Annotated in this window: 25 protein-coding genes; 7 read left to right on the forward strand and 18 right to left on the reverse strand. The window is 66.4% G+C overall.

All coding sequences use genetic code 11. From position 1 onward, the window contains the following. Positions 1-167 precede the first annotated feature (167 nt). Positions 168-1,136 (reverse strand): DNA-binding protein YbiB, encoded by a 969-nt coding sequence (gene ybiB, locus IP92_RS09310; RefSeq protein WP_145874274.1) that lies wholly within the window; start codon positions 1,134-1,136, stop codon positions 168-170. Positions 1,137-1,219: 83 nt separating this feature from the next. Here ybiB and IP92_RS09315 point away from each other — a divergent pair, with 83 nt between their 5' ends. After that, the gene (locus IP92_RS09315; RefSeq protein ID WP_145874275.1) at positions 1,220-2,278 is read left to right on the forward strand and encodes a 3-deoxy-7-phosphoheptulonate synthase; all 1,059 of its coding nucleotides are present in this window, start codon (positions 1,220-1,222) and stop codon (positions 2,276-2,278) included. 12 nt (positions 2,279-2,290) lie between these two features. On the opposite strand, the gene IP92_RS09320 is transcribed toward IP92_RS09315, so the two are convergent. Then, on the reverse strand, positions 2,291-2,701 hold the full coding sequence (locus tag IP92_RS09320; RefSeq protein ID WP_145874276.1) for a nitrite reductase (NAD(P)H) small subunit: 411 nt from the start codon (positions 2,699-2,701) through the stop codon (positions 2,291-2,293). Between the two features lie 295 nt (positions 2,702-2,996). Between IP92_RS09320 and tsaD the strand changes: the two genes are divergently transcribed. Beyond that, positions 2,997-4,028 carry a tRNA (adenosine(37)-N6)-threonylcarbamoyltransferase complex transferase subunit TsaD gene (gene tsaD, locus IP92_RS09325; protein ID WP_145874277.1) on the forward strand — a complete coding sequence of 344 codons (1,032 nt, stop codon included), beginning with the start codon at positions 2,997-2,999 and terminating at the stop codon, positions 4,026-4,028. Here the strand turns inward: tsaD and IP92_RS09330 are convergent, their stop codons facing one another. The 9 genes from IP92_RS09330 to ybaK all read right to left on the reverse strand — a co-directional run bounded on the left by IP92_RS09330 (position 4,029) and on the right by ybaK (position 10,736). Then, on the reverse strand, positions 4,029-4,208 hold the full coding sequence (locus tag IP92_RS09330; RefSeq protein ID WP_145874278.1) for a hypothetical protein: 180 nt from the start codon (positions 4,206-4,208) through the stop codon (positions 4,029-4,031). 87 nt (positions 4,209-4,295) lie between these two features. Beyond that, entirely contained in the window at positions 4,296-5,195 is a 900-nt protein-coding gene (locus tag IP92_RS09335; protein ID WP_145874279.1) for a LysR family transcriptional regulator, read from the reverse strand. A 5-nt stretch (positions 5,196-5,200) separates the two neighbouring features. Beyond that, the gene (locus IP92_RS09340; protein WP_145874280.1) at positions 5,201-6,091 is read right to left on the reverse strand and encodes an ion transporter; all 891 of its coding nucleotides are present in this window, start codon (positions 6,089-6,091) and stop codon (positions 5,201-5,203) included. Between the two features lie 6 nt (positions 6,092-6,097). Continuing rightward, complete coding sequence (locus tag IP92_RS09345; RefSeq protein ID WP_145874281.1) at positions 6,098-7,324, reverse strand: metal-dependent hydrolase; 1,227 nt, start codon at positions 7,322-7,324, stop codon at positions 6,098-6,100. Between the two features lie 18 nt (positions 7,325-7,342). After that, positions 7,343-7,633 carry a DUF427 domain-containing protein gene (locus IP92_RS09350; RefSeq protein ID WP_145874825.1) on the reverse strand — a complete coding sequence of 97 codons (291 nt, stop codon included), beginning with the start codon at positions 7,631-7,633 and terminating at the stop codon, positions 7,343-7,345. A gap of 11 nt (positions 7,634-7,644) precedes the next feature. Next, complete coding sequence (locus tag IP92_RS09355) at positions 7,645-8,661, reverse strand: sensor domain-containing diguanylate cyclase (RefSeq protein ID WP_145874282.1); 1,017 nt, start codon at positions 8,659-8,661, stop codon at positions 7,645-7,647. Between the two features lie 65 nt (positions 8,662-8,726). Then, positions 8,727-9,371, reverse strand: coding sequence for a DsbA family oxidoreductase (locus IP92_RS09360; RefSeq protein WP_145874283.1), 645 nt, complete (start codon positions 9,369-9,371; stop codon positions 8,727-8,729). A gap of 71 nt (positions 9,372-9,442) precedes the next feature. Further along, a complete protein-coding gene (gene plsY, locus IP92_RS09365; protein WP_145874284.1) occupies positions 9,443-10,069 on the reverse strand; it encodes a glycerol-3-phosphate 1-O-acyltransferase PlsY in 627 nt (208 codons plus the stop codon). Positions 10,070-10,244: 175 nt separating this feature from the next. Beyond that, complete coding sequence (ybaK, locus tag IP92_RS09370; protein ID WP_145874285.1) at positions 10,245-10,736, reverse strand: Cys-tRNA(Pro) deacylase; 492 nt, start codon at positions 10,734-10,736, stop codon at positions 10,245-10,247. A gap of 37 nt (positions 10,737-10,773) precedes the next feature. On the opposite strand from ybaK, the gene IP92_RS09375 reads away from it, so the two are divergent. Next, positions 10,774-11,760 carry an endonuclease/exonuclease/phosphatase family protein gene (locus IP92_RS09375; RefSeq protein WP_145874286.1) on the forward strand — a complete coding sequence of 329 codons (987 nt, stop codon included), beginning with the start codon at positions 10,774-10,776 and terminating at the stop codon, positions 11,758-11,760. Positions 11,761-11,814: 54 nt separating this feature from the next. Here IP92_RS09375 and IP92_RS09380 read toward each other — a convergent pair whose 3' ends face one another. Continuing rightward, entirely contained in the window at positions 11,815-14,283 is a 2,469-nt protein-coding gene (locus IP92_RS09380; protein ID WP_145874287.1) for a sensor domain-containing protein, read from the reverse strand. Positions 14,284-14,511: 228 nt separating this feature from the next. Between IP92_RS09380 and IP92_RS09385 the strand changes: the two genes are divergently transcribed. Together IP92_RS09385 and IP92_RS09390 are read left to right on the forward strand one after the other, a co-directional pair. Beyond that, positions 14,512-15,696, forward strand: a complete 1,185-nt coding sequence (locus IP92_RS09385) for an efflux RND transporter periplasmic adaptor subunit (RefSeq protein WP_145874288.1) — start codon at positions 14,512-14,514, stop codon at positions 15,694-15,696. 1 nt (position 15,697) lies between these two features. Next, positions 15,698-18,790 carry an efflux RND transporter permease subunit gene (locus IP92_RS09390; protein ID WP_145874289.1) on the forward strand — a complete coding sequence of 1,031 codons (3,093 nt, stop codon included), beginning with the start codon at positions 15,698-15,700 and terminating at the stop codon, positions 18,788-18,790. Positions 18,791-18,908: 118 nt separating this feature from the next. Here IP92_RS09390 and IP92_RS09395 read toward each other — a convergent pair whose 3' ends face one another. From IP92_RS09395 to IP92_RS09420, 6 genes are all read right to left on the reverse strand, one after another. Continuing rightward, positions 18,909-19,112, reverse strand: a complete 204-nt coding sequence (locus tag IP92_RS09395) for a hypothetical protein (protein ID WP_145874290.1) — start codon at positions 19,110-19,112, stop codon at positions 18,909-18,911. Between the two features lie 50 nt (positions 19,113-19,162). Beyond that, the gene (gene xerD / locus IP92_RS09400) at positions 19,163-20,107 is read right to left on the reverse strand and encodes a site-specific tyrosine recombinase XerD (RefSeq protein ID WP_145874291.1); all 945 of its coding nucleotides are present in this window, start codon (positions 20,105-20,107) and stop codon (positions 19,163-19,165) included. After that, complete coding sequence (locus tag IP92_RS09405; RefSeq protein WP_229418706.1) at positions 20,083-20,607, reverse strand: methylated-DNA--[protein]-cysteine S-methyltransferase; 525 nt, start codon at positions 20,605-20,607, stop codon at positions 20,083-20,085. The genes xerD and IP92_RS09405 overlap by 25 nt, the downstream gene beginning before the upstream one ends. Positions 20,608-21,111: 504 nt before the next feature. Beyond that, positions 21,112-22,404 (reverse strand): TRAP transporter large permease, encoded by a 1,293-nt coding sequence (locus IP92_RS09410; protein WP_145874292.1) that lies wholly within the window; start codon positions 22,402-22,404, stop codon positions 21,112-21,114. Continuing rightward, positions 22,401-22,961, reverse strand: a complete 561-nt coding sequence (locus IP92_RS09415) for a TRAP transporter small permease (RefSeq protein WP_145874293.1) — start codon at positions 22,959-22,961, stop codon at positions 22,401-22,403. Before IP92_RS09415 ends, IP92_RS09410 begins: the two co-directional genes overlap by 4 nt. Positions 22,962-23,064: 103 nt before the next feature. After that, positions 23,065-24,057, reverse strand: a complete 993-nt coding sequence (locus IP92_RS09420) for a TRAP transporter substrate-binding protein (protein WP_145874294.1) — start codon at positions 24,055-24,057, stop codon at positions 23,065-23,067. Between the two features lie 127 nt (positions 24,058-24,184). Here IP92_RS09420 and IP92_RS09425 point away from each other — a divergent pair, with 127 nt between their 5' ends. Next, entirely contained in the window at positions 24,185-26,164 is a 1,980-nt protein-coding gene (locus IP92_RS09425; protein ID WP_145874295.1) for a sensor histidine kinase, read from the forward strand. Between the two features lie 114 nt (positions 26,165-26,278). Continuing rightward, a complete protein-coding gene (locus IP92_RS09430; protein ID WP_145874296.1) occupies positions 26,279-26,866 on the forward strand; it encodes a response regulator transcription factor in 588 nt (195 codons plus the stop codon). Positions 26,867-26,871 lie beyond the last annotated feature (5 nt).

Here is a 26,871-nt window from a genome sequence, read left to right on the forward strand (position 1 = left end):
CCGATCAAACCCGGCATTTTACCTGCGTTGCACGGTCCAGCGGCAGCAAGGTTCAGTCCGTGTCCTGTCGGGGTCTGACCCCAGCGGGACACAAGCTCAGCGGTGATACGGCCCAGGCCGTGTCCTGTCGGGGTCTGACCCCAGCGGGACACGAACGCGGCCGTAGGTCAGCCGTGGCGGCTGCGCAGGTCGCGGGCGACGGTGATGCACTGGGCGACTTGCTGGGCGATCGGGTCGGGGATCGGGGTGTCGCCGCGCAGCACGGACTGGATCCAGGCGGCCGTGGCGGCGGCGCTCTTGTCTTCGGGGAGGACGGGCTCGGCTTCCGCGATCATCTGGCGCTCGACGAGCACCGTGCGTTCGCCGTCGTGGAACCAGTCGATCTTCTGTGCTTTCATCGCGTTGGCGACCGTTTCGCCTTCCGTGCCGCGCATCAGGAATGCGTCACCGCGCTCGCGTGGGGCGGCCGTCGTGAAGTACTCGCCCAGCGTTTCCAGGTATTCCGGGTGCGTGTACGACACTAGCCGCAGCGCCGGGCCGGCGAATGGCTGCATGATCTTGACGAGCGTGTGCGTGGAGTTGCGCACGCCGAGGATGCGCCGCAGCGACAGCAGGTGCGCCAGCTTCGGTGCCAGCGTGTCGATCGTGATGAACGCGACGTGGCCGGCGGCCAGCGCACGTTCCGCCTCTTCATGCGAACCCGCGGCGGTGATACCGAGCTCGGCCAGCACTTCGGCGGTGGCGACGCGCCCCGGGTCGTGCGGCACGCCGTGCACCAGCACCGGCACGCCTTCGCGCGCCAGCAGCAGCGCCAGCAGGGCTGTCAGGTTGGCCATCTTGCGGGCGCCGTTGTAGGTCGGGATCAGCACCGGCGCGAACGGTCCGCCTGGTGCCTGCAGCGGCGTGAACGAGCGCTCGGCGGCATCGAGGAAGCCGGCCAGTTCGTCGACGGATTCGCCCTTGATGCGCATGGCCAGCACGATGGCGCCGACCTCGAGGTCGGACACCCGGCCATCGAGCATGGCTTCATACAAACGGAAGGCATCGTCGCGGCTGATGCTGCGCGCGCCTTTGACGCCGCGGCCGATTTCCTTGATGAAGGCGGCAGCGGGGAAGGATACGTTTTCGATACTCATGGAAACAGCTTACCGCATTTCGGCTACACTATTCGGCTACCCAAATGAAAAACCAAGCAGACAGAGCCTGAAGAAGTGAAGCCATGATTGCCCTCGACCTCGAAAACATCAACGTAACCTCGTTCGCGTCCATGCCGACCCCGGCCGAACTGCACGCGAAACTGCCCCTGACCGAGAAAGCCTCGGACACCGTCACCAAAGGCCGCGAAGACCTGCGCAACATCCTCGATCGCAAGGACAAGCGCCTGTTCGTCGTCGTCGGCCCATGCTCGATCCACGACCCCGTCGCCGGCCTGGACTATGCGCGCCGCCTGAAGGCGCTGCAGGAAGAAGTGAAGGACACGATGCTGCTCGTGATGCGGGTGTATTTCGAGAAGCCGCGCACCACCACCGGCTGGAAGGGCTACATCAACGATCCGTTCATGGACGATTCGTTCCGCGTCGATATCGGCATGGAGCGCGCGCGCCAGTTCCTGCTGGACGTGTGCGAGCTGGGCCTGCCGACCGCGACCGAAGCGCTCGACCCGATCTCGCCGCAATACCTGGGCGACCTGATCGCGTGGACCGCGATCGGCGCGCGCACGACGGAATCGCAGACGCACCGCGAGATGTCGTCCGGCCTGTCGACGCCGGTCGGCTTCAAGAACGGCACCGACGGCGACATCGGCATCGCAATCAACGCGATCCTGTCCGCCGCGAATCCGCACGCCTTCCTGGGCATCAACAGCGAAGGCAATGTATCGATCGTGCGCACCCGCGGCAACGCGTATGGCCACGTGGTGCTGCGCGGCGGCGACGGCCGGCCGAACTACGACTCCGTCTCCGTGACGATCGCCGAGCAGGCGCTGGCAAAGGCGAAGCTGCCGGCCAATATCGTTGTCGATTGCTCGCATGCGAACAGCTACAAGAAGCCGGAACTGCAGCCGCTCGTGATGACGGACGTGATCAACCAGATCGTCCACGGCAACCAGTCGCTGGTCGGCGTGATGATCGAGTCGAACATCCTGGCGGGCAACCAGAAGATCCCGGCCGACCTCTCCGAGCTGAAGTACGGCTGCTCCGTCACCGATGCCTGCATCGACTGGGACACCACCGTCACGATGCTGAAACAGGCCGACGCCGAGCTGCGCCGCCGGCCATAAGCTCCACCCTCGTCAGAGATACGCCCTGACGAGGGGCGCCACCCCATACGTACCGGCCAGCGCCGCTTCGGCGCGGCTGGCCGGCGCGTTCAATTCGAGCAGGTCCAGGTAGACCTTGCCGTCCTCGACCTTCACGGTATAGCGCCGCGTGCACCCCTGCTCCGGCGCCACCGCGCAACCCGTCTCGAGCGCGATGTTCCACTGGTGCCGCGGGCACTGCACGTGCTCGCCCAGCACCGCGCCTTGCGACAGCGGGCCGCCCTGGTGCGGGCAACTGTCGAGCAGCGCGAAGATGCGGTCCTCCAGCGTGCGGAACACGGCGACGCCGGGCAGCTCCTGCCACGCCAGCCCGCGCGGCACGTGACGCGCGCCGCCGGGCGGGATGTCCTTCACCTTGCAAATCAATTTCCATTGTTCGGGCATTGCCCCTCCTTCGACGGCATCCGGCCGCACCCGGGAGAATTAGCAAGAGCGATGCCATCGCCAGCGGCGCCAGAAGGCGCCAAGGACCTGCCGGGCGCACTGCCGAGGTGCGGCGGCGCCCCGTCCTGTGGCGCGACCGCGGCGTGATGGCTGAGGCCGTGTCCTCTCGTGCCAGGCACGAAGAGACATTCTTGTGTCTCCTCGCGCCTGGCACCAAGGGACACGGCCTCAGCCATGAAAGCAACCCGGCTTTCCGATACAATGGCGGATTCCCTTTATTTTTCAGTAGCTTGCCATGATCGTTCTCGGCGTCGAATCTTCCTGTGACGAAACCGGCCTGGCCCTGTATGACACGGGGCGCGGGTTGCTTGCGCATGCGCTGCATTCGCAGGTGGCGATGCATGAGGAATATGGCGGCGTGGTGCCGGAACTGGCGTCGCGCGACCACATCCGCCGCGCCATTCCGCTGCTGCAGGAAACGCTGAAGCGCGCCGACGTCGCGCCCGCCGACATCGATGCGATCGCCTACACGCAGGGCCCCGGCCTGGCGGGGGCACTGCTGGTCGGGTCGTCGATCGCGTGCAGCCTGGGCCTGGCACTGGACAAGCCCGTGCTCGGCGTGCACCACCTGGAAGGCCACCTGCTGTCGCCGCTGCTGGCGTCCGATCCGCCCGAGTTTCCGTTCGTCGCGCTGCTCGTCTCCGGCGGGCACACGCAGCTGATGCGGGTCGATGGCGTGGGCCAGTACGAGCTGCTGGGCGAGACGCTGGACGATGCCGCTGGCGAAGCATTCGACAAGTCGGCCAAGCTGCTGGGCCTGGGTTATCCCGGCGGGCCGGCGATTTCGCGGCTGGCCGAGTTCGGCGACCCGGCCGCGTACAAGCTGCCGCGCCCGATGCTGCATTCGAAGGACCTGAACTTCTCGTTCTCCGGCTTGAAGACGGCCGTGCTGACCGTCGTGAAGAACCAGGGCGCCGCCAATGTGTGCGAGCAGGACAAGGCCAATATCGCCCGCGGCTTCGTCGATGCGATCGTCGACGTGCTGGTGGCCAAGTGCGTCGCCGCGCTGAAGCAGACCGGGCTGAAGCGCCTCGTCATCGCCGGCGGTGTCGGCGCGAACAGCCAGCTGCGCGCCGCGCTGAACGCGGCGGCGGAAAAGAAGCGCTTCCGTGTCTATTATCCCGAGCTGGAATTCTGCACCGATAACGGTGCGATGATCGCGTTTGCGGGCGCCATGCGGTTGTCCATCAATCCGCAGGCGGCCCGGCGCGACTATGCGTTCAATGTCCGCCCGCGCTGGCCGCTGGACGAACTGAAGATCGTCTGATCAACTGCCCAGCAGTACCGCCGCCAGGCCCACCAGCGCCAGCAAGCCGCCGGCCGCGACCGCGCCGGCCTTGACGTGCTTCTTCTGTAAGTCCGCCACCCGCTCGCTGCGCAATTTCTTGCCGGCCGGCGCCTGCGACGCGGCCTGCTGGGGTGGATGAGTTGTAGCTCGTTCGTTCATGGTGCATCTCCTCCCAATTGTCTATACGAGGCAATGTACCAGCAAATGTCATGCCATTACCACCCCGTTGGAAACGGCTGTGGCTTCTTATGCAAGAGCCGGATCGCCCCGCAGGCGCTCAGCCAGCAGGTCGATGAAGGCGTGGATACGTGCCGAGCCGTGCCGGCCGTCGCGGTGCACGATGTGGATCGGCACGTGCGGCAATTCGTAGCCGCCCAGCACCACCGCCAATTCCCCGCTGGCCAGCCAGGGCGCAGCCTGGTACGACAGCAGGCGCACCAGGCCCAGACCGCGGCGCGCCGCGTCGATCGCGGCATCCATCGTCGTTACCGCCAGGCGCGGCCGGACCCGGTAGGCATGCACCGCATCATCGTGGCGAAAACGCCACTCCGGGGCAATGCTGGCGCTCGTACTGGCGATGATCGTGTGCGCATCCAGCTGGGAAGGATGGGCCGGCGCGCCGTGTTCGGCGATGTAGGATGGCGCGGCGCAGATGATGCGCCGCACCCGCCCGACTGGCAGCGCGCGCAGGCTGGAATCGGCCAGCTCGCCGATCCGCACCGCCACGTCCTGTCCTTCCTCGAGCAGGTTGACGACCCGATCGACGAACATCGCATTGACTTCGGTGCCCGGATAGCGGCGCAGGTAATCGACGATCCCCGGCATCACGTACATGCGCCCGAACAGCACCGGCGCCGTCACCGCCAGGCGGCCGCGCGGCGCCGCGTTCAGGCCGGCGGCGGCCTCGTCGGCTTCATCAAGCTGTTGCAGGATGCGACGGGCATCGTCCAGATAGCGCTGGCCCGCCTCGGTCGCACGCACCAACCGCGTGCTGCGTTCGAGCAGGCGCACGCCGAGCCGTTCCTCCAGTGCCGCGACGGCCCGCGTGACGGCGGCCGGCGACATGCCGAGCCGGCGCGCGCCCGCGGCGAAGCCCGCTTCCTCGGCCACGGCGACAAACACGGTCATCAGGTGCAGGCGGTCCATCCGGCTCAGCCCTGCGCCGCCGGCAGCACTTCCCCGCAGCTGTTGCAGAAGCGCGCACCGGCCTCGTGGCCCGTGGCGCCGCAGCGCGTACAGACGCGGCCGGTGAGCGTGCGGCCGCGCTGGTGGGTGATCTCGGAACTGATGATGCCGGTCGGGACAGCCAGGATGCCCCAGCCCAGCAGCATCATCACGGAGGCGATCGCCCGGCCCAGGTCCGTCTTCGGCACCAGGTCGCCGAAGCCGACCGTCGTCATCGCCGAGATCGCCCAATAGACCGACGTGGGAATGCTCGTGAAGCCGTTGCCGGGCCCTTCGACGACGTACATCACCGTCCCCAGCAGGAACACGACCAGGCAGACGAACGACACGAACACGAGGATCTTGCGGCGGCTCGCCAGCAACGCTTCGCCGAGCATGCTGTATTCCTGGATGTACAAAGTCAGCTTCAAGATCCGGAAGATGCGCAGCAGCCGCAGGATGCGCACGTCCAGCAGCACGTGCGAACCGGGGATGAACAGCGACACATAGCTGGGCAGCACGGACAGCAGGTCGATGATGCCGAAGAAGCTGCGTGCATAGCGGTCGGGTCGTTTCACGCACAGCAGGCGGCCGATGTATTCGATCGTGAACAGGACCGTGAACACCCATTCGCCCGCCATCAGCCAGTCGCCATGGTCGCGGGCGAACGGTGCGATCGACGTCAGCACGACGACGACCACGGACAGCAGGATCGCGCCGATCAGCACCAGGTCGAACACCTGGCCCTTGCGGGTATCCGATTCGAAGATGATCTCGTACAGGCTGGCGCGCCAGCCGCCATCGGGCTTGCCGTAGCGCTGCTGCGGATCGGCCGAACGCTCGGGCGGCGCCGGCGCCTTGACGGGGCGGTCGTTCATGGCCTGTTATTGTACTGCGGGACCGAGCAAGTCCGCGCGTGGATAGCCCCAGCGCGGCACGCCTTCGCACGGTGCGCTGCGCTGCGCCGGCACGTCCATCGCCGTGAAATTGCCACGCGGCGTGGCCGAGTAGCGCAGGTCGCTGGCCACGTCGGCATCGACAGCGGGCATGCGCGCAAAGCGCAGCCACGCATTGACATGGCAATCGCTGCGCGCCAGCGTACGCAGCGTGCCAATGCTGCCCTGCCAGCTGGAGGCCAGTGCGACGCCAGGTACCGCCGTGCCGGCCGCCTGCGGCTCGCTGAACGCTGCCGGGCATGCCGGCAGCAAGCCCGGCGCCAGGTTCAGTTCCCCGCGCCGCACGCGATACGTGCCCTGCACCGCGTTTTCCTCGATGGCGACGAACGACCAGCACAGCGGCTGGGCCGGGAAGCCCGTCATCGCCACGTCCAGTACGCGGGCGGACGGATCGATGCCGCGCAGCGCCGCTTCCACCCGCGCACGTCCCAGCGACGATGTGCCCCCTTGCACGGCAATGAAGCCGACGCACACCAGCGCGGCCAGCGCCAGCGCACGCCGGCTCTGCATGCGCGTGATGCGCAGCGCCGCGATCGCAGCGCCGATCACCAGCAAGCCGCCGAACGAGAACCAGTCCAGGTAGCTGCGCAGCGTGGCCCCCAGCAGGAACAGGCCCAGCACGGCCAGCGCCAATAGCCGCAACGCCCGGCGCGGGATCGCCAGCGCCAGCGGCACGCCGAACGCGACCCAGAAGACCGGTTCGACGATGAACACCAGGTCGCCGTAGAACCAGCGCGGATCGAACGGGTACAGCGGATGGATGCCGTACGAATTCAGGAAGTCCATCGACAGGTGCAGCAGGAAGCCCAGCCCGATCGCCAGGCCCAATCCGAGCCGCGCGGTGCGGCTGGTGCGCAGCAGCTGCCGCGCGTTCGGCCATAGCAGCCACAGCATCGCCAGCAGCAATAGCGCCTGCGGCAACGTGTACAACAGCGTGTGCGTGTGGCCGCGGTGGTGCAGCAGATAGCCCAGCGGCGCGGGCAGCAGGTGCGTCAGGAACAGGTCGAGGTCGGGGAAGTTGCTGGCGGCCGCGCACGCGGTCAGCAGCAGCCGGTGGCGGGTGCGCTGGCACGCGTCGTCCGGCTCGGGCGCGAGCGAACGCTGCACCAGCTCGCCGACGCCGAGGCCGACGAAGGTGTGGGTCAGATTATCCAAGCGCGGTCGCGGGCGCCATCACCGGCTGACTTCGACGCCGTGCCAGAACGCGATGCGGCCGGCGATCGCCTTGGCCGCATCCTTCGGCGTCGGGTAGTACCACGCGGCGTTGCGGTTCGTCTGGCCGTCGACGACGACGTCGTAGTAGCTGGCCACGCCCTTCCACGGGCACAGCGTCGTGTGGCTGCTGTCCTGCAGGTATTCGCGCTTCACGCGCTCGGGCGGAAAGTACACATTCTGTTCGACGATTTCCACTTCGTTGTCGGGCGCCTCGGCGATGACGGCGCCGTTCCAGATTGCTTTCGGCATCATTTCTCCTGTTATCGGTGAGCGGCGGCCAGCGCGGCCTCGGCCGCTTGCAGCAGCGTGTCGGCGTCGTCGACGCCCATGTGGTCGAAGGCGGCCACGCCGCAGATGGCGCGGACGTGCAGTCGGCGCGCCCCTTCGGCATGTTCCTGCGCGGCGATGCGGGCGGCCAGTGTGTCAGCCAGTTTCCGCGCACCCGCCAGCGGCGTGTTCGGCAGCAGCAGGCACAGTTGCGCGGCGCCGTAGCGGCCTGCCAGATCGATCATACGGATATTTTCACCGACGAGCTTCCCCACGGCGGCCAGGATGCGCTCTCCCGCCGGGTGGCCGAATTCGGCGCCGACGGCATCGATGCCGTCGATGTCCAGCAGCACGGCGGACAGCGGCGTGCGGAAGCGGCGCGCCCGTGCGGCTTCGAACTGCAGCCGGTGCAGCAGCGCTCGGCGGTTGAGCAGGCCCGTCAGCTCGTCGCGGATCGCGACCTGCTCGAGCTCCTGGCGGGCGGCGCGCAGTGCCGCTGCATCGGCCCGGGCCGCCAGCAGCGCCATCGCCTGGCGAGCCAGGCCGGCCAGCTGCGCGCGTTGCGGCGCGCTCAGCGTGCCGGGCTGGGTATCGAGCACGGCCAGCGTGCCGATCGCCAGGCCGTCGTCCGTCAGCAGCGGCGCGGCGGCGTAGCGGCGCATGCCCGGCGCGCCGGTGGTCAGCGCCATCGTGGCGGTGCGGGCGTCGCGGGCCAGGTCGGGAATCTCGGTGATGCCGGCGTCCAGCACGGCCAGCGCGGAATAGCATTGGCTGCGCGGCAGCGACGCGATGTCCAGGCCGGCGCGGGCGATCACGTGGACGCGCTCGGCATCGACCAGGGTCAGCGCGGCATACGGCGTGCCGCACAGCGTGGCCGCGAGCGAGGTCAGGAAAGTGAAATCGTCGCCGGCAGGCAGGTCGTTGCCGGCCAGGCGGCGCAGCGCCGCGAGGCGGTCCTGCTCGCGGTCGGGCTGGGGGAATGTGGGAAAGGTCATTGCGGCCGCTGCCATGCTGTCTCCATTCGGTGTCGCGGCAGTGTAGCGCAAATCATTCCCTGTTGTAACGTCGATAAGACCTATTTACCTTCCATAATTTGGCGGAGGGCTTGCTCGAACACCTCGGGCGGCTGGCCGCCGGAGATCAGGTGGCGCTGGTTGACGACGACGGCCGGCACCGAACGGATGCCCGCCTGCTGCCAGTAGTGCTCCAAGGTGCGCACGTCGTCGGCGTAGCGATCCGATGCCAGCACCTCGGCGGCCCCGGCCCGGTCCAGGCCGGCCTTTTCCGCGGCACGCAGCAGCACGGCGTGGTCGCTGGGGTTTTCGCCGTTGGTGAAATAGGCCTCGAACAGCGCGTGCTTGAGCTCACGCTGGCGGCCCTGCTCCTCGGCCCAGTGCAGCAGGCGGTGCGCGTCGAACGTGTTGTAGATGCGGCCGCGCTTGTCCATCGCGAACGTGAAGCCGACGCCGGCGCCGCGCTGGCGGATCATCTCGCGCGACTGCTCCTGCTGCTCCGGCGTGCTGCCGTATTTCTCGGTGATGTGCTCGGTGATGTCCTGCCCTTCCTTGCCCATGTTCGGGTTCAGCTCGAAGGGCTGGAAGTGGAACTCGACGGCGGCCTCGGGAATCCGGGACAGCGCCGTCTCGAGTGCGTTCAGTCCGATCGCGCACCAGGGGCAGGAGACGTCGGATACGAAATCGATACGCAGCGGTGTGGTCATGGCGTTCTTTCAATGGATGATCCCGCCATGATGAGGGCCGCTGCAGGAATTGCAAGCTTACTTTTGCAAGCTTACTTTTTCTTCGCGTCGGCGCCCTTGCCCTTGCTGCCGATGCGGCTTTCCTTGCCGGCCATCAGGTTGCCGATGTTCTTCGCGTGCCGCCAGATCAGCAGGGCGCTCATCGCCGCCACGGCAAACAGCTGCGGCTCGACGCCGAACAGCAGGCCGTAGTAGAACGGCGCGAACAGCGAGGCGATCAGCGCGGCCAGCGACGAGTAGCGGAACGCGTAGGCGACGATCAGCCACGTGGCGAGCGTCGCCAGGCCGAGCCATACGTTCAGCGCCAGCAGCACGCCCAGCGCCGTCGCGACACCCTTGCCGCCCTGGAAGCGGAAGAACAGTGGCCACAGGTGGCCGAGGAACACGGCGATGGCGACAAGCGCGATGGTATCGTCGCCGACGCCGAGGCGGTCGGCGAAGTGAATCGTCAGCCAGACCGCGAGCCAGCCCTTGAAGGCGTCGCCGATCAGCGTCCAGATGGCGGCGCCCTTGTTCCCGCTGCGCAGCACGTTGGTCGCACCGGGATTGCCCGAGCCATACGTACGCGGGTCGGACAGGCCATAGGCCTTGCTGACGACGACAGCAAACGAAATCGAGCCGATCAGGTAGGCCGCAATGGCCAGCAGAACAGTAATCATATTCCCCAAGAATCCCGTGGTTTTATTTTGATGACAAGTAATTGCTTTAAAAATGGGGACGTACCCCATTTTCTATTTTCGTAACGTCAAGGCGTCACCCAAAGGGCGAAAAGCTGGGGTCAGACCCGACGGGTCTGACCCCGTGTAACGGGCGCCGACTATACCTCAGCGGCGCTCAATCGGCCAGCGCGCAGTGCACCGGCTTGGCTTTCAACACGTCGACCAGGGTTTGCGGCTTGATGCCGACCAGGAAGCCGCGCCGGCCGCCATTGATATAAATCGTTTCCAGCGCGAGGATCGACTCCTCGACGTACACCGGCATCGCCTTCTTCGTGCCGAACGGCGACGTGCCGCCGATCATGTAGCCGGAGTGGCGCTGCGCCACTTCAGGCTTGCACGGTTCGACCGACTTGCAGCCGATGCCGCGTGCGAGGTTTTTCGTCGAGACCTTGCAATCCCCGTGCATCAGCACAATCAATGGTTTGGCGGCTTCGTCCTGCATCACCAGCGTCTTGACGACGTGGTGCTCGGCGACGCCCAGCTCGCGCGAGGAAACGCCGGTGCCGCCATGCTCCTCGTACTCGTAGGGATGTTCGGTGTAAGGGATCTTGTGCTTCTTCAGCAGCGCCGTGGCGGGCGTCTCTGAAATGTGCTCTTTCCTGGCCATGCCGTGTTAGGATCGTTGTGAAAAGGAGTTTCTCATTATGCAGGAAGAAATTCGCTTTGCCACCTTCAATGTCTGCAACCTCGCCCCGCCCGGCGCGAAATTGTACGACAACCTCGAGCCGCTGACGCCCGAGGCCTACGAGGCCAAGGCGAACTGGATCGCGCAACAGCTCGATCAGCTCGATGCCGACGTGATCGGCTTCCAGGAAATCTTTTCGCAATCTGCCTTGCGCGACGTGCTGTCGCGTACCCGCCGCTACCGCGATGCGGTGCACGCCGGCTTCGATCCCGATCCGCATGCGAGCCGCCTGACCCCGAACGTCGCACTCGTGTCGCGCCTGCCGCTGGCGGGCACGCCCAGCGTGTATGCCAATTACCCAGCGGACGTGCCGTGCGACACCGGCAGCCCCGACTCGGACCGCTTCGCGCGCGCGCCGCTGCACGTGCAGGTCGTGCTGCCCGGCGAGCGCATCGTGGACGTGATCGTCGTGCACCTGAAATCGCGCCGCCCCGATTACCGCAGCGGCGACAGCGGCGAAGACCCGCTGCACCATGCGATGGCCAGCCTGCGCTCGCTGGTCTGGCGCGGCACCGAGGCCGTGGCGCTGCGCGTGCTGCTGTCGAAGATGATGCGCGAGTCGCGCCGGCCGTGCGTCGTGCTCGGCGATTTCAACGACACGGCCGATGCGGTGACGACGACGATCGTACTGGGCAACGGCGGCACCCGCAGCACCGGCATCCCCGGCACCAATGGCCTCGCCGCCGAGGAGCGCCGCGGCCGCCTGTACGACAGCAACCAGATCCAGCAGCGCCAGGACGTGCTGCGCCACGTCGGCTACACCAGCATCCACGAAGGTCACTATTCGACGATCGACCACGTGCTCGTGTCGGAGGAATTCAACCGCAATTCGCCGCGGGCGATCGGCGAGGTGGTGGACGTGAGCTACTTCAACGACCACCTGCGCCTGGACCGGCCGGAGACGTCCGACCACGGGCAAGTGCTGGTGCGGATGCGGCTGTATTGAGGCGCCTGTACTGAGTTCACCGCGCTGAGTTCACTGCACTGAGCAGCCGCGCCTTCAGTTCCTGAGCAGCCCATCCAGCCCGCTGGCCTGCACGGCCGCGTCGGCGTGGTGGCCCTGGTACTGGTCGCAGCCCTGCCCGCGCAGGAACTCCAGCTGCTCGGCCGTCTCGACGCCTTCGGCGATCACCGTCATCTCCATGCTGCGCGCCATCGCGATGATCGTGCGGATCGCGATCGTGTCGCCGCCGTCGTGCATGAATGCCTGGGCGATCTTCAGCTTGTCGATCGGGTAGTCCTTCAGCTGGTCGAGCCGCGACCAGCCCGTGCCGAAGTCGTCCAGCGACAGCCGCACGCCCAGCCGGCGCAGCGCGCGCAAGGTGTCGGCCGTGGCCGCGCCGCCCTTCATGATGATCGCTTCGGTCAGCTCCAGTTCCAGGTAGTGCGGCGCCAGGCCCGCATCGTCCAGCGCGGCGCGCACGTGCTCGAGCAGGTCGCGCTGCAGGAACTGCGCCGGCGACAGGTTGACGGCCACCGTGACGGCATGGCCGGCCTCGTGCCAGCCGCGCGCATGCCGGCACGCTTCGCGCAGCACCCACGCGCCGATCGGCACCATCAATCCCGCCTCTTCGGCCACGCCGATGAAGCGATCCGGCCGCAGCAGGCCCAGCTCCGGATGGCGCCAGCGGATCAGCGCCTCGGCGCCCACCAGCGCGCCGCTGGCGATGTCCAGCTCCGGCTCGAACGCCAGTTCGAACTGCTGCTCGGCCAGCGCCTGGCGCAGCCCGTGCTCGAACGATGCCCGTTCGACGATGCGCTCGTTCATCTCGGTCGAGAAGAACTGGAAGTTGTCGCGCCCGCCCTGCTTCGCGTGGTACATCGCGATGTCGGCGTTCTTCACCAGCGTGTCGATGTCCTCGCCGTCGCTGGGGAAGATCGACACGCCGATCGACGTGGACACGTGCAGCTCGTGCCCGCCGATCAGGTAGGGCTGGCCGATCGCGTGGCGGATCGTCGCGGCCACGTGGGCGGCGTGGTCGATGCCGCCGATGTCGGCCAGGATGATGACGAACTCGTCGCCGCCCTGGCGGCTGACCGTGTCGACCTTGCGCACGCATTTCAGCAGCCGCACCGCCACTTCCTTCAGCAGCAGGTCGCCGACCTGGTGGCCCAGCGTGTCGTTGATCTGCTTGAAGCGGTCCAGGTCGAGGAACAGGATCGCCAGCATGCTGCCCTTGCGCCGCGCCGTCGACAGCGCCAGCGACAGCCGGTCCAGCAGCAGCACGCGGTTCGGCAAATCCGTCAGGAAGTCGTGTTCGGCCAGGTGGCGCGTGTGCTCCTCGTTGCGCTTGCGCTCCGTGATGTCGGAGAGGATCGCCATGTAGTTGCTGATGCGGTCCTGGGTGTCGCGGATCGCCGTCAGCGCCAGCCAGGCGGGAAACAGCTCGCCGCATTTGCGCCGCGACCAGATCTCGCCCTGCCAGTGGTCGGTGGCGTCGATCTGCTGCCACACTTCGCGGAAGAACGCTTCGTCCTCTACCCCGGAGCGGTAGACCGAGATCGGCTTGCCAAGCATGTCCGCGCTGCTGTAGCCGGTGATCTCCGCATACGCGCGGTTGATCGAGATGACGTGGCGGTCGCGGTCCGTCAGCAGGATCGCGTCGCGGCTGTTCTCGAACACCTGGGCGGCCAGGTACAGCGTGCGCTCGGCGCTCTTCCTGGCCGAGATGTCGCGCACGACGACGTAGAACAGGTATTCGTGGTCCAGGGTGATCGACGTCATCAGCACTTCGGCCCAGAACGGGCTGCCCCGGCAGTCGACGTAGCGCCAGTCGAAGCGGCAATTGCCTTGCGCGTAAGCCTGCTCTTCGAGCGTGCGGGCAGCGTCCAGCGAGACGCCGCCGCCCGGCTGCTGCTGCGGCGAGAAGTCGGCCAGCCGGCGGCCCGTCAACGCCTGCGCGTCCGGGCACTTGAACAGCTGCAGCGCGGCCGGATTGGCCTCCTCGATGCGGCCGTTGCGCACCAGCAGGATCGCGTCGCCCGACTTGACGAACATCTGCCGGAAATTCGTGCCGGCGGCCGCCAGCGCATCTTCTTCGCGCTTGCGGGCCGTGACGTCCACGTCCATGCAGAACACCTGCGTCAGCGCGCCCTCGTGGTAGATCGGCACCAGTGTCGAATACAGCCACAGTTCGCGTCCGCTGGCGGTGCGCACTTGCCAGTCGCCGGACGGCGAATGCTGGCCGGTGCGCCACACTTCGTCGACGAGGCGGTCGTGCTCCGCCTCCCGCTCGCCGCGCATGAACAATTGCTTGCGCGGCTGGCCGATCACCTGTTCCGGCGCGAGGCCGCATAACTGGGCGCAGGCGTGGTTGCAGAAGCGCACGATGCCGTCGCGGTCGAAGCTGAACACGGCCACCAGCGGCGTCAGCTCCAGTGCCGCGACGAGGCGTGCGATCAGGTCGAGCGCCGCGAATGCCGGGTGCCCCTGGTTGACGACGGACGGGATGGTATCTGTCTGGTCCATCGTGCCATTCTTCCCTTGCTGCTCAGCAGTCGCTTGCGCTGGCTCAAAAAGGGCTGCCGATGAGGAATATGTGACACGATTTGTTGCATCAAAGAAATAACTAGGCAGGCGTCCACCCCGCCTTCCGGTCGTTTCAGAGCCGCCAAAACGCACTTCATCGCATGACGGTGGTCCCGCCCCTTGGCATTTCCTACAGTGCCACCATCGCGCCCATTACAACAACGAGCCATGACACTTCCTGCCGCCCTCACTCCCGCCCGCCGCGTCCTGCTGGCCGGCGCCCTCCTTGCCCTGCTCGCCGCCGGTGGCTGGACCGTTCTGCATGCGCACACGGGTGCCGCGCCGGCGCCGGCCACGCCGGCCGCCAAGCCGGCCCCCATCTACGAACTGGCCGGCACCGACGTGGCCACGGTCGGCAGCGGTGCGCTGGCCGTGCAGCTGCAGCTGTCCGGCTCGCTGGTGCCGGTGGCGCAGGCCACCGTGAAGTCGAAGGTGTCCGGCATCGTGCACGAGTCGGCGCTGCGCGAAGGCACGCAGGTGCAAGCCGGCCAGGTGCTGGCGCGCGTCGACCAGGCCGACCTGCGTGCCCGCGTCACGCAGCAGCAGGCCGCGCTGGAGGAAGCGCAGGCGCGCCTGGCGATGGCGGACAAGAACGAGCGCAACGGCCGTGCGCTGCTGGCGCAGAACTACATCTCGCAGACGGCGTACGACGCCAACGCCAATGCCGTCGACCTGGCGCGCGCCGCCGTGAAAGCGGCCGGCGCCCAGCTGGAGCTGGCCCGCATCGCGCTCGAGGACAGCGTGATCCGCGCGCCGATCGCCGGCATCGTCAGCCGCCGCCACGTGCAGCCGGGCGAGAAGCTGGCGCCGGACATGCCCGTCTGCACCATCGTCAGCCTGGACGAGCTGACGCTCGAAGCGCAGGTGCCGACAAGCGACATCCCGCGCATCCGCGTCGGCCAGCAGGTGCGCTTCCACGTCGACGGCTACGCGGGCCGTACGTTCGCCGGCAAGGTGGCGCGCATCAACCCGACGACGCAGGAAGGCTCGCGCGCGATGCTCGTCTACGTGACGGTGGCGAACGGGGACGGTGCGCTGCGCGGCGGCATGTTCGCCAAGGGCAGCATCACGACCGAAAACACGGCCGAGCTGCCGCTGGTGCCCGTCGCCGCCGTGCGCAAGGACGGCGGGCGCGACGTCGTCTACAAGGTGGCCGGCGACCGCGTCGTCGCGCAACCCGTCACGCTGGGCCTGACCAGCGAGGATGACGGCGTCGCCGCCGTGACGGCGGGCCTGGCGGCCGGCGAGAACGTGCTGGTGACGAAGCTGGACGGCGTCAAGCCCGGCGCGCGCGTGAAGCTCCCCGCCGCCGTGCGCACCGCCGCCGCCGCCGGCAACACGGTCGGAGGCTGACATGTGGATCACAAAGATCAGCATCCGCCAGCCCGTGTTCGCCGCGATGGTGATGGTGGGCCTGATGGTGCTGGGCCTGTTCTCGTACCGGGGCCTGGGCGTGGAAAGCATGCCGAACGTCGAGCTGCCGTTCGCCGCCGTCGAAGTGATCTACCCCGGCGCCGCGCCGGAAGCGGTGGAGAACGACATCACGCGCCCGCTGGAGGACATGCTGAACACCGTCAGCGGCGTGAAGACGATCCGCGCCAACTCGTGGGAAGGCAAGGCCGGCGTCTACCTGGAATTCCAGCTGGCGACGAACATGGACCGGGCCATGCAGGACGTGCGCGACAAGGTCTCGCAGGTGCGCCCGCGCTTTCCGAAGGAAGCCAAGGACCCGCTGGTGCTGCGCATCGAGGGCGACAACGCGCAGCCCGTCGCGAACCTGACGCTGACCTCCACCGGCACCGACCTGCGCACGCTGTCGACATTGACGGAGCAGCTGATCATCAAGCGCCTGCAGGGCGTGGCCGGCGTCGGCCAGGTGCGCACGTTCGGCACCACGCAGCGCCAGGTGCTTGTCAACCTGCGCCCGGCCGACATGACGGCGCAAGGCGTCGGCGTCAACGAAGTGATGAAGGCGATCGCCGACACCAATGCCGATCTCCCGGCCGGGAACATCACGCGCGACGCGGCGGACCGGCTGGTGCGCGTCGAGGGCAAACTGAAGGACCCGCGCGAATTCAACCGCATCATCGTGGCGCGCCGCGCCAACGGCCCCGTGTACCTGGAACAGGTGGCGACGGTGACGGACGGCCAGGCCGAGGAAACGTCGATCGCCCGCGTCAACGGGCAGCGCGGCATTTCGCTGGAAGTGACGAAGGTGCAGGACGCGAACGTCGTCGCGGTCGGCGAAGGCGTCAAGGCGGCCGTCGCCGAGCTGCGCGGCGTGTTGCCGCCGGACGTCGTGCTGAAGGTCGTGGATGCGCAGTCGGACCGCGTGCAGAGCCAGCTCGACAACGTCAAGCGCACGATCGTCGAGGGCGCCGTATTGACGATGGTGATCGTGTTCTTCTTCCTGCACTCGTGGCGCTCGACGGTGATCACGGGCCTGACGTTGCCGATCTCCGTGCTGGCCAGCTTCATCGCGATGAAGGCGTTCGGCTTCACACTGAACTTCCTGACGTTGATGGCGCTGTCGCTGTGCATCGGCCTGTTGATCGACGATGCGATCGTCGTACGCGAGAACATCGTGCGGCACCTCGGCTTCGGCAAGCATCACCGCGAAGCCGCCGAGGACGGCACCAACGAAATCGGCGTGGCGGTGATGGCCACCACGTTCGCGATCGTCGCCGTGTTCGTGCCGGTCGCGTTCATGGATGGCCTGATCGGCCGCTTCTTCCTGCAGTTCGGCATCACCGTCACGGTGGCCGTGCTGGTGTCGCTGTTCGTCAGCTTCACGCTCGACCCGATGCTGTCCTCCGTCTGGCCCGACCCGGTCGAGGGGCGCTTCCGCTATGTACCAATGCTGGGCCGCCTGATGGCGCGCATCGAGCACGGCATCGAGGCCGTGCACGGCCACTACGGCAGGCTGCTGGCGCTGGCGCTGCGGTGGCGCAAGAGCACGCTGGCGCTCACCGTGGCGCTGTTCGCGGCCAGCCTCCTGCTGCTGCCGAAGATCGGCGGCGAAATGTTCCCGGAAACGGACCAGGGCTGGATCAACCTCGTGTTCAAGGTGCCCGTCGGCTCCAGCCTCGAATACAACGCGAGCAAGGTGGCGCAGGTGGAGGCGGCGTTGAAGGAGTTCCCGGAGATCGACAACGTGTTCGCGAACATCGGCACGCCGGAAGGCCGTCACATCTCCTACCTGAACGTGAAGCTGACCGACCCGAAGAAGACGCACCGCCGCTCGCAGCAACAGGTGGAGAAGGCGATCCGCGAACGGCTCGCATCGATCCCCGGCATCACGCCGTCCGTCGGCCAGAAGCCGATCTTCATCGCGATCCTCGGTACCGACGAGGCAAAGCTGGACGCCGTCGCCCACGACCTGATGGACCGCATGCGCAAGATCCGCGGCGTGGCCGACCTGGAGTACAGCCAGGAAGGCGCGAATCCGTCGACGTCGATCCGCATCCGCCCCGAGCTGGCCAGCGACCTCGGTCTGACCGTGCAGCAGATCGGCGCCGCGCTGCGGCCGTTCGTCGCGGGCGAGACGGTGGGCCACTGGCTGGCGCCGGACGGCCAGAACTACGAGATCAACGTACAGCTGCCGAAAGCGGGCCGCCAGCGTGTGGCCGACCTGGCCGACCTGTCGCTGGCATCGAGCCGGCTGGGGCCGGACGGCAAGCCATTGATGGTGCCGCTGCGGCAGGTGGTGGAGTTCGTGCCGTCGTCCAGCCCGCAGGTGCTGAAGCGCCAGGCGCTGATGCGGCGCGTGGCCGTGTTCGCGGCCGTCGAGGGCCGGCCGGGCGGTGACGTGGATGCGGACGTGAAGCGGGCGATGGACGCGATCGCGCTGCCGCCGGGCGTGCGCTTCGACGTCGGCGGCAATGCGAAGGAAATGCAGGAAACGATGACGGGCGCGTTGACCGCCGTCGCCATCGCGATCGTGTTCATCTACCTCGTGCTGGCATCGCAGTTCGGCAGCTTCCTGCAACCGGTCGCGATCATGGTATCGCTGCCGCTGTCGCTGATCGGGGTGCTGGTCGCGCTGCTCGTCACCGGGTCGACGCTGAACATCTTCTCCGTCATCGGCGTCATCATGCTGATGGGCCTCGTGACGAAGAACGCGATCCTGCTGGTGGACTTCACGAACCACGCCCAGCGCGCCGGCCAGGACCAGCGCGCCGCGCTGATGGCGGCGGGCCAGGTGCGCCTGCGGCCGATCCTGATGACGACGCTGGCCATGGTGTTCGGCATGCTGCCGATGGCGATCGGCCTGGGCGACGGCGGCGAGACGCAGGCGCCGATGGGCCGCGCCGTCATCGGCGGCGTGATCACGTCGACCTTGCTGACGCTGGTGGTGGTGCCGGTGGCCTACACGTACCTGGACAACCTGGGCCGGCGCGCCGCCCGCTGGTTCACGGCCGGACGGACCGTCGCCGCCGCGACGTGACGGGCGCTTTGCCCGTCACCTCAGGCATACAGGCATGCCGTACCAACATGCAATAAAAAGCCGGCGCGCCGTGGCGGGAATGCCACGGTTCGCACCGGCTGCCGACGCGGGCGGCCGTTCAGTCCTGGCGCAAGGCCGTGGATTCGCCCTCGCTGTCCGGTTCCGTCGCGGTTTCGGCGGCGTCGTAGCCCGCCTCGTCAACCGCCTGCTCGCCGCCCGGCCGGTGCTTGGCTTCCTGTTTGCGCCGGGCCTTTTCCTCGGCCTTGCGCTTCTTTTCCAGCTCCCGCTGGCGCTTCTCATACTGGAAATTCGTTTTTGCCATCACACCCTCCGTAGCCTGCATTATGCGACATCTCCAGCATCGCAGATTTCTTACCCCCGCGGATGATGTATCGCATGCAGATGTTTCAACCGCTCGCGCGCCACGTGCGTATAGATTTGCGTCGTCGAGATGTCCGAATGGCCGAGCAGCAGCTGCACCACGCGCAGGTCGGCGCCATGGTTCAGCAGGTGCGTCGCGAACGCGTGGCGCAACGTGTGCGGCGACAGCGGCGCGGTGATGCCGGCCTTGCTTGCATGCTTTTTCACGACGACCCAGAACATCTGCCGCGTCATCGGCCCGCCGCGCCCGGTGACGAACAGGGCGTCGTCCTGCTGGCCGTTCAGGATCACGCCGCGCGCGTCGCGCAGGTAGCGTTCGATCCACTGCCGCGCCTCCTGGCCGAACGGCACCAGCCGCGTCTTCGCGCCCTTGCCCGTGATGCGCACGATCCCTTCGTTCATGCCCACCTCATCGATGCGCAGGGCGACCAGTTCCGACACCCGCAAGCCGCTCGCATACATCAGCTCGAGCATCGTGCGGTCGCGCACGCCGAGCGGCTCGCGCAGGTCGGGCGCGGCCAGCAAGGCTTCCACCTGTGCCTCCGACAGCGTGTGCACGAAGCGGGCCGGCTGCTTCGCCGACGCCAGCTTCAGGCACGGGTCTTCGGTGATGCGGTGCAGGCGCAGCGCCTGCTGGTAAAAACGCTTCAACACGGACAGCCGGCGGTTCGCCGAGCTGGCCTTGGTATCGTCATGGCGTGCGGCGAAGTAGGCGGCGATGTCGCCATGCCCAGCCTTCAGCAAGCCGATGCCGGGGCGCTTCGTTGCCAGCCAGTTGGCGAACAGGCGCAGGTCGCGCCGGTAGGCGTCGAGCGTGTTCTTCGACAGGCCGTCCTCGAGCCACAGCGTGTCGCAGAAATCATCGATCGACTGCGCGTCGATGGGCTGCACGTCGGCGGGCGCCGCTGCGCTTACAGCAGCGTCGTCTGTTGCCATGCGTATTCGCGGTGCCCCTCATGGGCCAGCAGCCAGCGCTTCACGTCCAAGGTGAAGCCGTTGCGGTCGTCGCTGCCGGCAAAGCCGCCCAGCCCCTGCGCGCCCGTGACGCGATGGCAAGGAATGACGAGCGGGAAGTAATTCGCGCCGCAAGCCTGGCCGACGGCGCGCGGCATCGAGCCGACGAACTTGGCGACCTCGCCATAGGTGCGCACTTCGCCACGGGGGATCGCGCTGATCGCATCCCACACCTTGCGCTGGAACGGGCTGCCCAGCTGGGCCAGCGGCAGGTCGAACGCGAAGTCGGGGTCGCGGCAATAGTGCTCGACCTGGAACGCGGCTTGCTCGGCGATAGGATCGACAGGCGCCTTCTCGCCGTAGCTGGCCGGCAGGTACACCAGCTCGGTCACGACGGCACCGCCGGTGCGGATACCGAGGGCGCCGAACGGCGTCGGCACGATGGCAGCGAACAGCTCGCTGGGATGTTGTATTTGCGTCACATTTGACTCCGGACTACTGTGGCGAACATGCTACACGAAGCGCGGTCGCGGGGCCAGATGGCAGGCGAATGTGTCGCACCGCAGGGACGGCGCCGCTGGATTCTGTTGGCGCGCGAGCGGCCGATGACGCGTGCGGTAGGGGCGAAAAAAAACGCACCTGCTGGTGCGTTTTAAATAGTGCTTTGGCACGGTCCCGGTTGTTTGGTCCCGCCGTGGCGTGGCTTGTGGCCGCCTGCGGCAGTGATGCCAACAACATTTTTGTGAACCGCGTGTCTCCTCGATTTATCGCCGTCTCCGGCTGCCGTTCTTATATACCACTCCCCACTAACTCGCGTATTCCTTGCTACGTTGGTGCATATCGATATTTGTTGCACCAAACAAGAGCGATCATAGCCGATCTCTTTCCTGATTTCTTCTCTTTTTTTGTAGCAATAAAATATTTGGTTTAGGGCTAAACAAAGTGTGGCAACGGCCGGCAAATTTGTGGTAAGCCGGCCCGGCCCATCAGCCTCCGGGGGCCCCGTACACCAGGTGCGGCAGCCACAGCGAGATCTGCGGCACGTAGGTGATCAGCGCCAGGAAGCCCAACATCGTCAGCAGCCATGGCATCACGGCCACGGTCAGCTCGGAAATGCCCATCTTCGTGATGCCGGACGCCACGTACAGGTTCAGGCCCACCGGCGGGTGGCACATGCCCACTTCCATGTTCACGACGATCAGGATGCCGAAGTGGATCGGATCGATGCCCAGCGCAACGGCGACCGGGAACAGGATCGGCGCCATGATCAGCACGATTGACGACGGTTCCATGAAGTTGCCGGCGACCAGCAGCAGCACGTTCACGACCAGCAGGAACGCGATCTTGCCCAGGCCCTGCGCCGTCAGCCACGCGGCCATCTCCTGCGGAATGTTTTCGCTCGTCATCAGGAACGAGAACAGCACGGCGTTCGTGATGATGTACAGCAGCATTGCCGACATCGATGCCGAGTCCAGCAGCACCTTGCCGACCTGCTTCAGCTTCAGGTCCTTGTAGACGAACACGGCGATGATGAACGCATACACGGCAGCCATCGCGGCCGCTTCGGTCGGCGTGAACACGCCCGAGTAGATACCGCCCATCACGATGACGATCAGGATCAGGCCCCATGCGCTCTTGCGGAAGGCGGCGAAGCGCTCGGCCCACGTCGCCTTCGGCATGCGCGGGTAGTTGTGCTTCTTCGCCAGCACCCATGTCGTCAGCCCCAGCAGGAAAGCCAGCATGACGCCCGGGATGACGCCGGCCATGAACAGCGCACCGACGGACGTGTTGGTCGTCACGGAATACATCACCATCACGATCGACGGCGGAATCAGGATGCCCAGCGCGCCCGACGTCGTGATGACGCCCGCGCCGAAACGCTTCGGGTAGCCTTGTTTCACCATCGCCGGCAGGATGATCGAACCGATCGCCACCACGGTGGCCGGGCTCGAGCCCGAGACGGCCGCGAACAGCGCGCAGGCCAGCACGCCGGCCAGCGCAAGGCCGCCGTGCCAGTGGCCGACCATCGACGACGCGAAGTTGATCATGCGCCGCGCCACGCCGCCGTGCGTCAGGAAGTTACCGGCCAGGATGAAGAACGGGATCGCCATGATCTCGAATTTCTCGATACCCGTGAACAGCTTCAGCGCCACGGATTCGATCGGCACCTGCGTCATCGTGAACAGGAACGTCAACACCGTCAGGCCCAGCGAGATGGAGATCGGCATACCCGTCAACATCAGCACCAGCAGCAGGCCAAAGATAATCAGTGCGTTCATGCTTTGGCTCCTTGCGTTTCTTCTTCAAGACCCTCGACGTGGGCGTGGTCATGCTTCGGCAGCTCGCCGGTGCGCACGAACTGCACCGCCACCTGCAGGAAGCGGAAGCACATCAGGTAGCTGCCGCACGGCACGGCCAGGTAGACGAGCCACATCGGCACTTCGAGGTCGGCCGACGTCTGGTCCGTGTGGGCGATTTCCCACACGAACGATGCGCCCAGGGTGCCGACGGTGCCGGTGAACAGCGCGCCGGCCAGCAGGCCGAACACGATGAACTTGTTGCGCCACGACGTGTTCAGGCGGTTGATCATCACGTCCACGCCGACGTGGATGCCCGTCCGCACGCCATACGCGGCGCCGAACTTGGCCATCCACACGAACATGTAGATGCACAGCTCCTGTGCCCAGCTCGTGTTGATCTGAATGAGTTCGTCCTGCAGCCACGGAATGGGCAGGCCGGACGCGTAGCGGTGCACGACCGCCACGAAGATGATGAAGGTGGCTGCGGCCATCAGGGTCGCAATGAGCCACTCTTCCAGGTGGTCCAGGAATTTCATGGGGTATCTCTCGGGAGCTCCGACCAACGGCGGGTCGGCGATACGGGGGAACCACGGGGCGGCAGGACGCCGCCCCGCGACCGGTGCGTCAAATCACCAGCTGTTACTTCGTGCCTTCCTTGCTGATCGCGTTGATCAGGTCGGCGCCGATACGGCTTTCCATCTGCTTGTGCACGGGCTGCAGCGCTTTCTTCCACTCGGCCTGCTGCTGGGCGTTCAAGGTGATGAACTGGGTCTTGCCCGATTTCTTCATCGCGTCCAGCGCCATGTCGTTGTCGCGCTGGGCGATCGCCTTTTCATAGGTCGTCGCTTCACGCATCGCGCCTTCCAGCGCGGTGCGGATGTCGGCCGGCAGGCCGTCCCAGAACTTCTTGTTGACGATGACGGCATAGCCCAGGTAGCCATGGTTCGACAGGGTGCCGTACTTCTGCACCTCGTGCATCTTCTGCGTGTACATGTTCGACGGCGGGTTCTCGGTGCCGTCCACGACGCCAGTCTGCAGCGCCTGGTACACCTCGGAGAACGCCAGCACTTGCGGGTTCGCGCCCAGTGCGCGCATCTGCGCGTCCAGCACCTTCGACGACTGGATGCGCATCTTCAGGCCGCGGAAGTCGGCCGGGCTGTTCAGCGGCTTGTTGGCCGACATGATCTTGAAGCCGTTATCCCAGTACGCCAGGCCGGTGATGCCCTTGGTTTCCAGCTTTTTCAGCAGGCCCTTGCCGATCGGACCTTCGGTCACGTTGTACAGTGCCTGCTTGGTCGGGAAGATGTACGGCAGGTCGAAGACTTCGAATTCCTTCACGCCCAGCGGACCGAACTTGGCCAGCGACGGTGCCAGCATCTGCACGGCGCCCAGCTGCAGCGCTTCGAGCTCTTCCTTGTCCTTGTACAGCTGGCTGTTCGGATACACCTCGACCTTGACGCGGCCGTTGGTGGCTTTTTCGGCAAGCTGCTTGAAGCGCTCGGCGGCCTGGCCCTTCGGCGTGTCCGTCGCCACCACGTGGCTGAACTTGATGACGATCGGTGCTTGTGCGAAGGCGTTGGAAGTGATGCAGGCGGCCGCGGTGAGTGCGACCAGGATGGTCTTGAGCTTCATGTGTGTCCCCAAATAAGTAAAAATCGGATTTATTATTCTTGCGATCCCATTCTGTATAAGGCTTTTGCAAGGGACAACTGTGGAAAACCACAATAGTCCTGCAAGCCAGATTCGTTACCCTCAGACAATGACCTCCCCTCGCACCCTGGCGTCCCGGCTGCCGTTCCCGAATTCCGCGCGCTGGTTGCTGCCCGTGGTGCTCGTGCTGTTCTTCCTCGCCATCCTGATCTGGCTGCCCTGGCAGGCGCGCCAGATGGAAAGCAACGAACGCCAGGAACAACTGATCGCCGACACATTGTGGGTCGAGCAGACGATCCGCTTCCAGCTCGGCCGCCACGAGGAAGACTTGCGCTCGGTCGCCAATGAAATCATTGCCGGCGCCAGCACGAAGCGGCTGCACGACCGCATGGCCAGCGAGCTGAAGACTGGCCTGGAACTGAAGCGCGTGATGTGGGTAACGCCGGAAGGCCGCGTGGCGGCATCCAGCGACGAGGCGCCGCTGCCGCGCGCGACGTTGACGCCATCGTCGCGCGACGCCGCCGAGCGGGCGCGCCGCAGCCGCAACGGCGTCTACAGCCAGCCCGAACCGCAGCAGGTGGATCCGGCCGGCACGCCGGGCGCGATGATGATGGATTATCACTTGCCGCTGTACCGGGGCGACCAGTACCTGGGCACGCTGGTGGCCAGTTACCAGCTCTCGGCGATTCTCGAAGAAATGGTGCCGTGGTGGTTCGCGCAGGACAACCAGGTGACGTTGCTGGACCGCGACGACCGCATCCTGGCGCGCCGCGCCGCCGCCGGCCCGGGCCACGGCGTGTACACGCACAAGCGCGGACTCGACCTGCCCGGTGCGACGATCACGTTGATGACGGACAGCGTCAAGACGGAACCGCGGCTGCTGCCGAACCTGCTGGTGGGCTCCGTCATCGCGCTGTCGCTGGCGCTGCTGTGGAGCCTGCTTGCGCTGTGGGGCCACATCTCGCGCCGCCTCGCCGCCGAGGAAGCGCTGCGCCAGCAGATGGCGTTCCGCACGGCGATGGAAAATTCGCTGGTAACGGGCCTGCGCGCGCGCGACCTGGAAGGCCGCATCACCTACGTCAATCCCGCGTTCTGCCAGATGGTGGGCTATACGGAGGAAGAACTGGTGGGCCGTTCGCCGCCGATGCCGTACTGGGCGCCGGAAGTGATGGCCGAATACCAGCACCGGCTGCAGAACGTGCTGCAGGGGACCGTGACGCCGCAGTTCGAGACGATCTTCCAGCGCCCGGACGGCACCCGCATTCCCGTGCTGATCTTCGAGGCACCGCTGGTCGACAACGAAGGCCGGCACACCGGCTGGATGGGCTCGATCCTGGACATTTCCGACCGCAAGCGCATCGAGGAATTGAACCGCGAGCACCAGGAAAAGCTGCAGGCATCGAGCCGGCTGGCCACGATGGGCGAGATCGCGTCGATGCTGGCGCACGAGCTGAACCAGCCGCTGGCCGCCATCTCCAGTTACACGACGGGGGCGCTGAACCTGCTGTCGCGCCCGAACGTGGCGGCCGACACACTGAAGCCGGCGCTGGAGCAGGCCGGCGCGCAGGCGCGGCGGGCCGGGCAGATCATCCGCAGCGTGCATGAATTCGTGAGGAAGCGGGAAGCCGAACGCCAGGACGTGGCGCTGGGCACGATGGTCGACAGCATCAGCGCGCTGATCGAGATGCAGGCGCGCCAGTACCAGGTGTCGTTCCTGGCCAACATTCCGGCCGACCTGCCGGCCGTGCGGGCCGACCGCATGATGATCGAGCAGGTGCTGCTGAACCTGACGCGCAACGGCATCGAGGCGATGGCCAACGTGGCGCTATCGCGGCGCGTGCTGCGCGTGGCGGCCCGGCACGACGAGGCGGCCGGCCAGGTTGTCGTGTCGGTGATCGACAACGGCCACGGCATTCCGGCCGACGTGGCCGAGCGGCTGTTTTCGCCGTTCTTCTCGACGAAAGCGGAGGGCATGGGCATGGGCCTGAACATCTGCCGCACGGCGATCGAGTTCCACGGCGGCACGCTGACCCACCAGGACAACCCGCAAGGCGGTACCATATTCACGTTCACGCTGCCGGTAGCGTGACAAAATCGCCATGGCTGCGTTGCACCGTCTTGCCGTGCAAGGGTACTGTGTTCGACGCTGCGCCTTGCCCTGACGGTTTTGCCAGGCACTTCGAGATTTAAAGGAAACACAACAATGCTGCATATCGTCGATGATGAAGAAGTGGTGCGCGACTCGCTGTCGTGGCTGGCTTCGTCGCGCGCCATTCCCGCCGCCACCTACGATTGTGGAGCGAAATTTCTCGCCTGGGTCGAGACGGGCGAGTTCGACCCGGCCGGCGACTGTGTGCTGCTCGACGTACGGATGCCCGAAATGAACGGCGTGGCGGTGTTCGACCAGCTGCACGCGCGCGGCCTCACCCAACGGCTGCCGGTGATCTTCCTGACGGGCCACGGCGACGTGCCGATGGCGGTCGACACGTTGAAACGGGGCGCGTTCGACTTCTTCGAGAAGCCGTTCAACGACAACGAGCTGATGGACCGCGTCCAGGAAGGCCTGGCGAAATCGCAGCAGGCCAGCGCCCACGCCGCCGTGCATGCGCGGCTGGCGACGTTGTCGTCGCGCGAGCGCGAAGTGCTGGACCTGATCCTGGCCGGCAAGATGAACAAGGTCGTCGCCGACGAGCTGGGTATCAGCATGCGCACGGTCGAAGTGCACCGCGCCCATATCTTCGACAAGATGCAGGTGAAGACGGCCGTCGAGCTGGCCGGCCTGCTGAAATAACCGTG

It is taken from the genome of Pseudoduganella flava, assembly GCF_007830495.1.
Lineage (GTDB): Bacteria > Pseudomonadota > Gammaproteobacteria > Burkholderiales > Burkholderiaceae_D > Rugamonas > Rugamonas flava.

What these genes read in the sequence shown, in the direction of transcription:
- ybaK (WP_145874285.1), bottom strand. Translation starts at nt 10,736, where the DNA reads ATGGCCAGGAAAGAGCACATTTCAGAGACGCCCGCCACGGCGCTGCTG.
- IP92_RS09380 (WP_145874287.1), bottom strand. Translation starts at nt 14,283, where the DNA reads ATGGACCAGACAGATACCATCCCGTCCGTCGTCAACCAGGGGCACCCG.
- IP92_RS09360 (WP_145874283.1), bottom strand. Translation starts at nt 9,371, where the DNA reads ATGACCACACCGCTGCGTATCGATTTCGTATCCGACGTCTCCTGCCCC.
- IP92_RS09315 (WP_145874275.1), top strand. Translation starts at nt 1,220, where the DNA reads ATGATTGCCCTCGACCTCGAAAACATCAACGTAACCTCGTTCGCGTCC.
- IP92_RS09420 (WP_145874294.1), bottom strand. Translation starts at nt 24,057, where the DNA reads ATGAAGCTCAAGACCATCCTGGTCGCACTCACCGCGGCCGCCTGCATC.
- IP92_RS09385 (WP_145874288.1), top strand. Translation starts at nt 14,512, where the DNA reads ATGACACTTCCTGCCGCCCTCACTCCCGCCCGCCGCGTCCTGCTGGCC.
- xerD (WP_145874291.1), bottom strand. Translation starts at nt 20,107, where the DNA reads ATGGCAACAGACGACGCTGCTGTAAGCGCAGCGGCGCCCGCCGACGTG.
- IP92_RS09425 (WP_145874295.1), top strand. Translation starts at nt 24,185, where the DNA reads ATGACCTCCCCTCGCACCCTGGCGTCCCGGCTGCCGTTCCCGAATTCC.
- tsaD (WP_145874277.1), top strand. Translation starts at nt 2,997, where the DNA reads ATGATCGTTCTCGGCGTCGAATCTTCCTGTGACGAAACCGGCCTGGCC.
- IP92_RS09320 (WP_145874276.1), bottom strand. Translation starts at nt 2,701, where the DNA reads ATGCCCGAACAATGGAAATTGATTTGCAAGGTGAAGGACATCCCGCCC.
- IP92_RS09350 (WP_145874825.1), bottom strand. Translation starts at nt 7,633, where the DNA reads ATGCCGAAAGCAATCTGGAACGGCGCCGTCATCGCCGAGGCGCCCGAC.
- IP92_RS09330 (WP_145874278.1), bottom strand. Translation starts at nt 4,208, where the DNA reads ATGAACGAACGAGCTACAACTCATCCACCCCAGCAGGCCGCGTCGCAG.
- IP92_RS09340 (WP_145874280.1), bottom strand. Translation starts at nt 6,091, where the DNA reads ATGAACGACCGCCCCGTCAAGGCGCCGGCGCCGCCCGAGCGTTCGGCC.
- IP92_RS09390 (WP_145874289.1), top strand. Translation starts at nt 15,698, where the DNA reads ATGTGGATCACAAAGATCAGCATCCGCCAGCCCGTGTTCGCCGCGATG.
- IP92_RS09355 (WP_145874282.1), bottom strand. Translation starts at nt 8,661, where the DNA reads ATGGCAGCGGCCGCAATGACCTTTCCCACATTCCCCCAGCCCGACCGC.
- IP92_RS09335 (WP_145874279.1), bottom strand. Translation starts at nt 5,195, where the DNA reads ATGGACCGCCTGCACCTGATGACCGTGTTTGTCGCCGTGGCCGAGGAA.
- plsY (WP_145874284.1), bottom strand. Translation starts at nt 10,069, where the DNA reads ATGATTACTGTTCTGCTGGCCATTGCGGCCTACCTGATCGGCTCGATT.
- IP92_RS09415 (WP_145874293.1), bottom strand. Translation starts at nt 22,961, where the DNA reads ATGAAATTCCTGGACCACCTGGAAGAGTGGCTCATTGCGACCCTGATG.
- IP92_RS09395 (WP_145874290.1), bottom strand. Translation starts at nt 19,112, where the DNA reads ATGGCAAAAACGAATTTCCAGTATGAGAAGCGCCAGCGGGAGCTGGAA.
- IP92_RS09410 (WP_145874292.1), bottom strand. Translation starts at nt 22,404, where the DNA reads ATGAACGCACTGATTATCTTTGGCCTGCTGCTGGTGCTGATGTTGACG.
- ybiB (WP_145874274.1), bottom strand. Translation starts at nt 1,136, where the DNA reads ATGAGTATCGAAAACGTATCCTTCCCCGCTGCCGCCTTCATCAAGGAA.
- IP92_RS09430 (WP_145874296.1), top strand. Translation starts at nt 26,279, where the DNA reads ATGCTGCATATCGTCGATGATGAAGAAGTGGTGCGCGACTCGCTGTCG.
- IP92_RS09375 (WP_145874286.1), top strand. Translation starts at nt 10,774, where the DNA reads ATGCAGGAAGAAATTCGCTTTGCCACCTTCAATGTCTGCAACCTCGCC.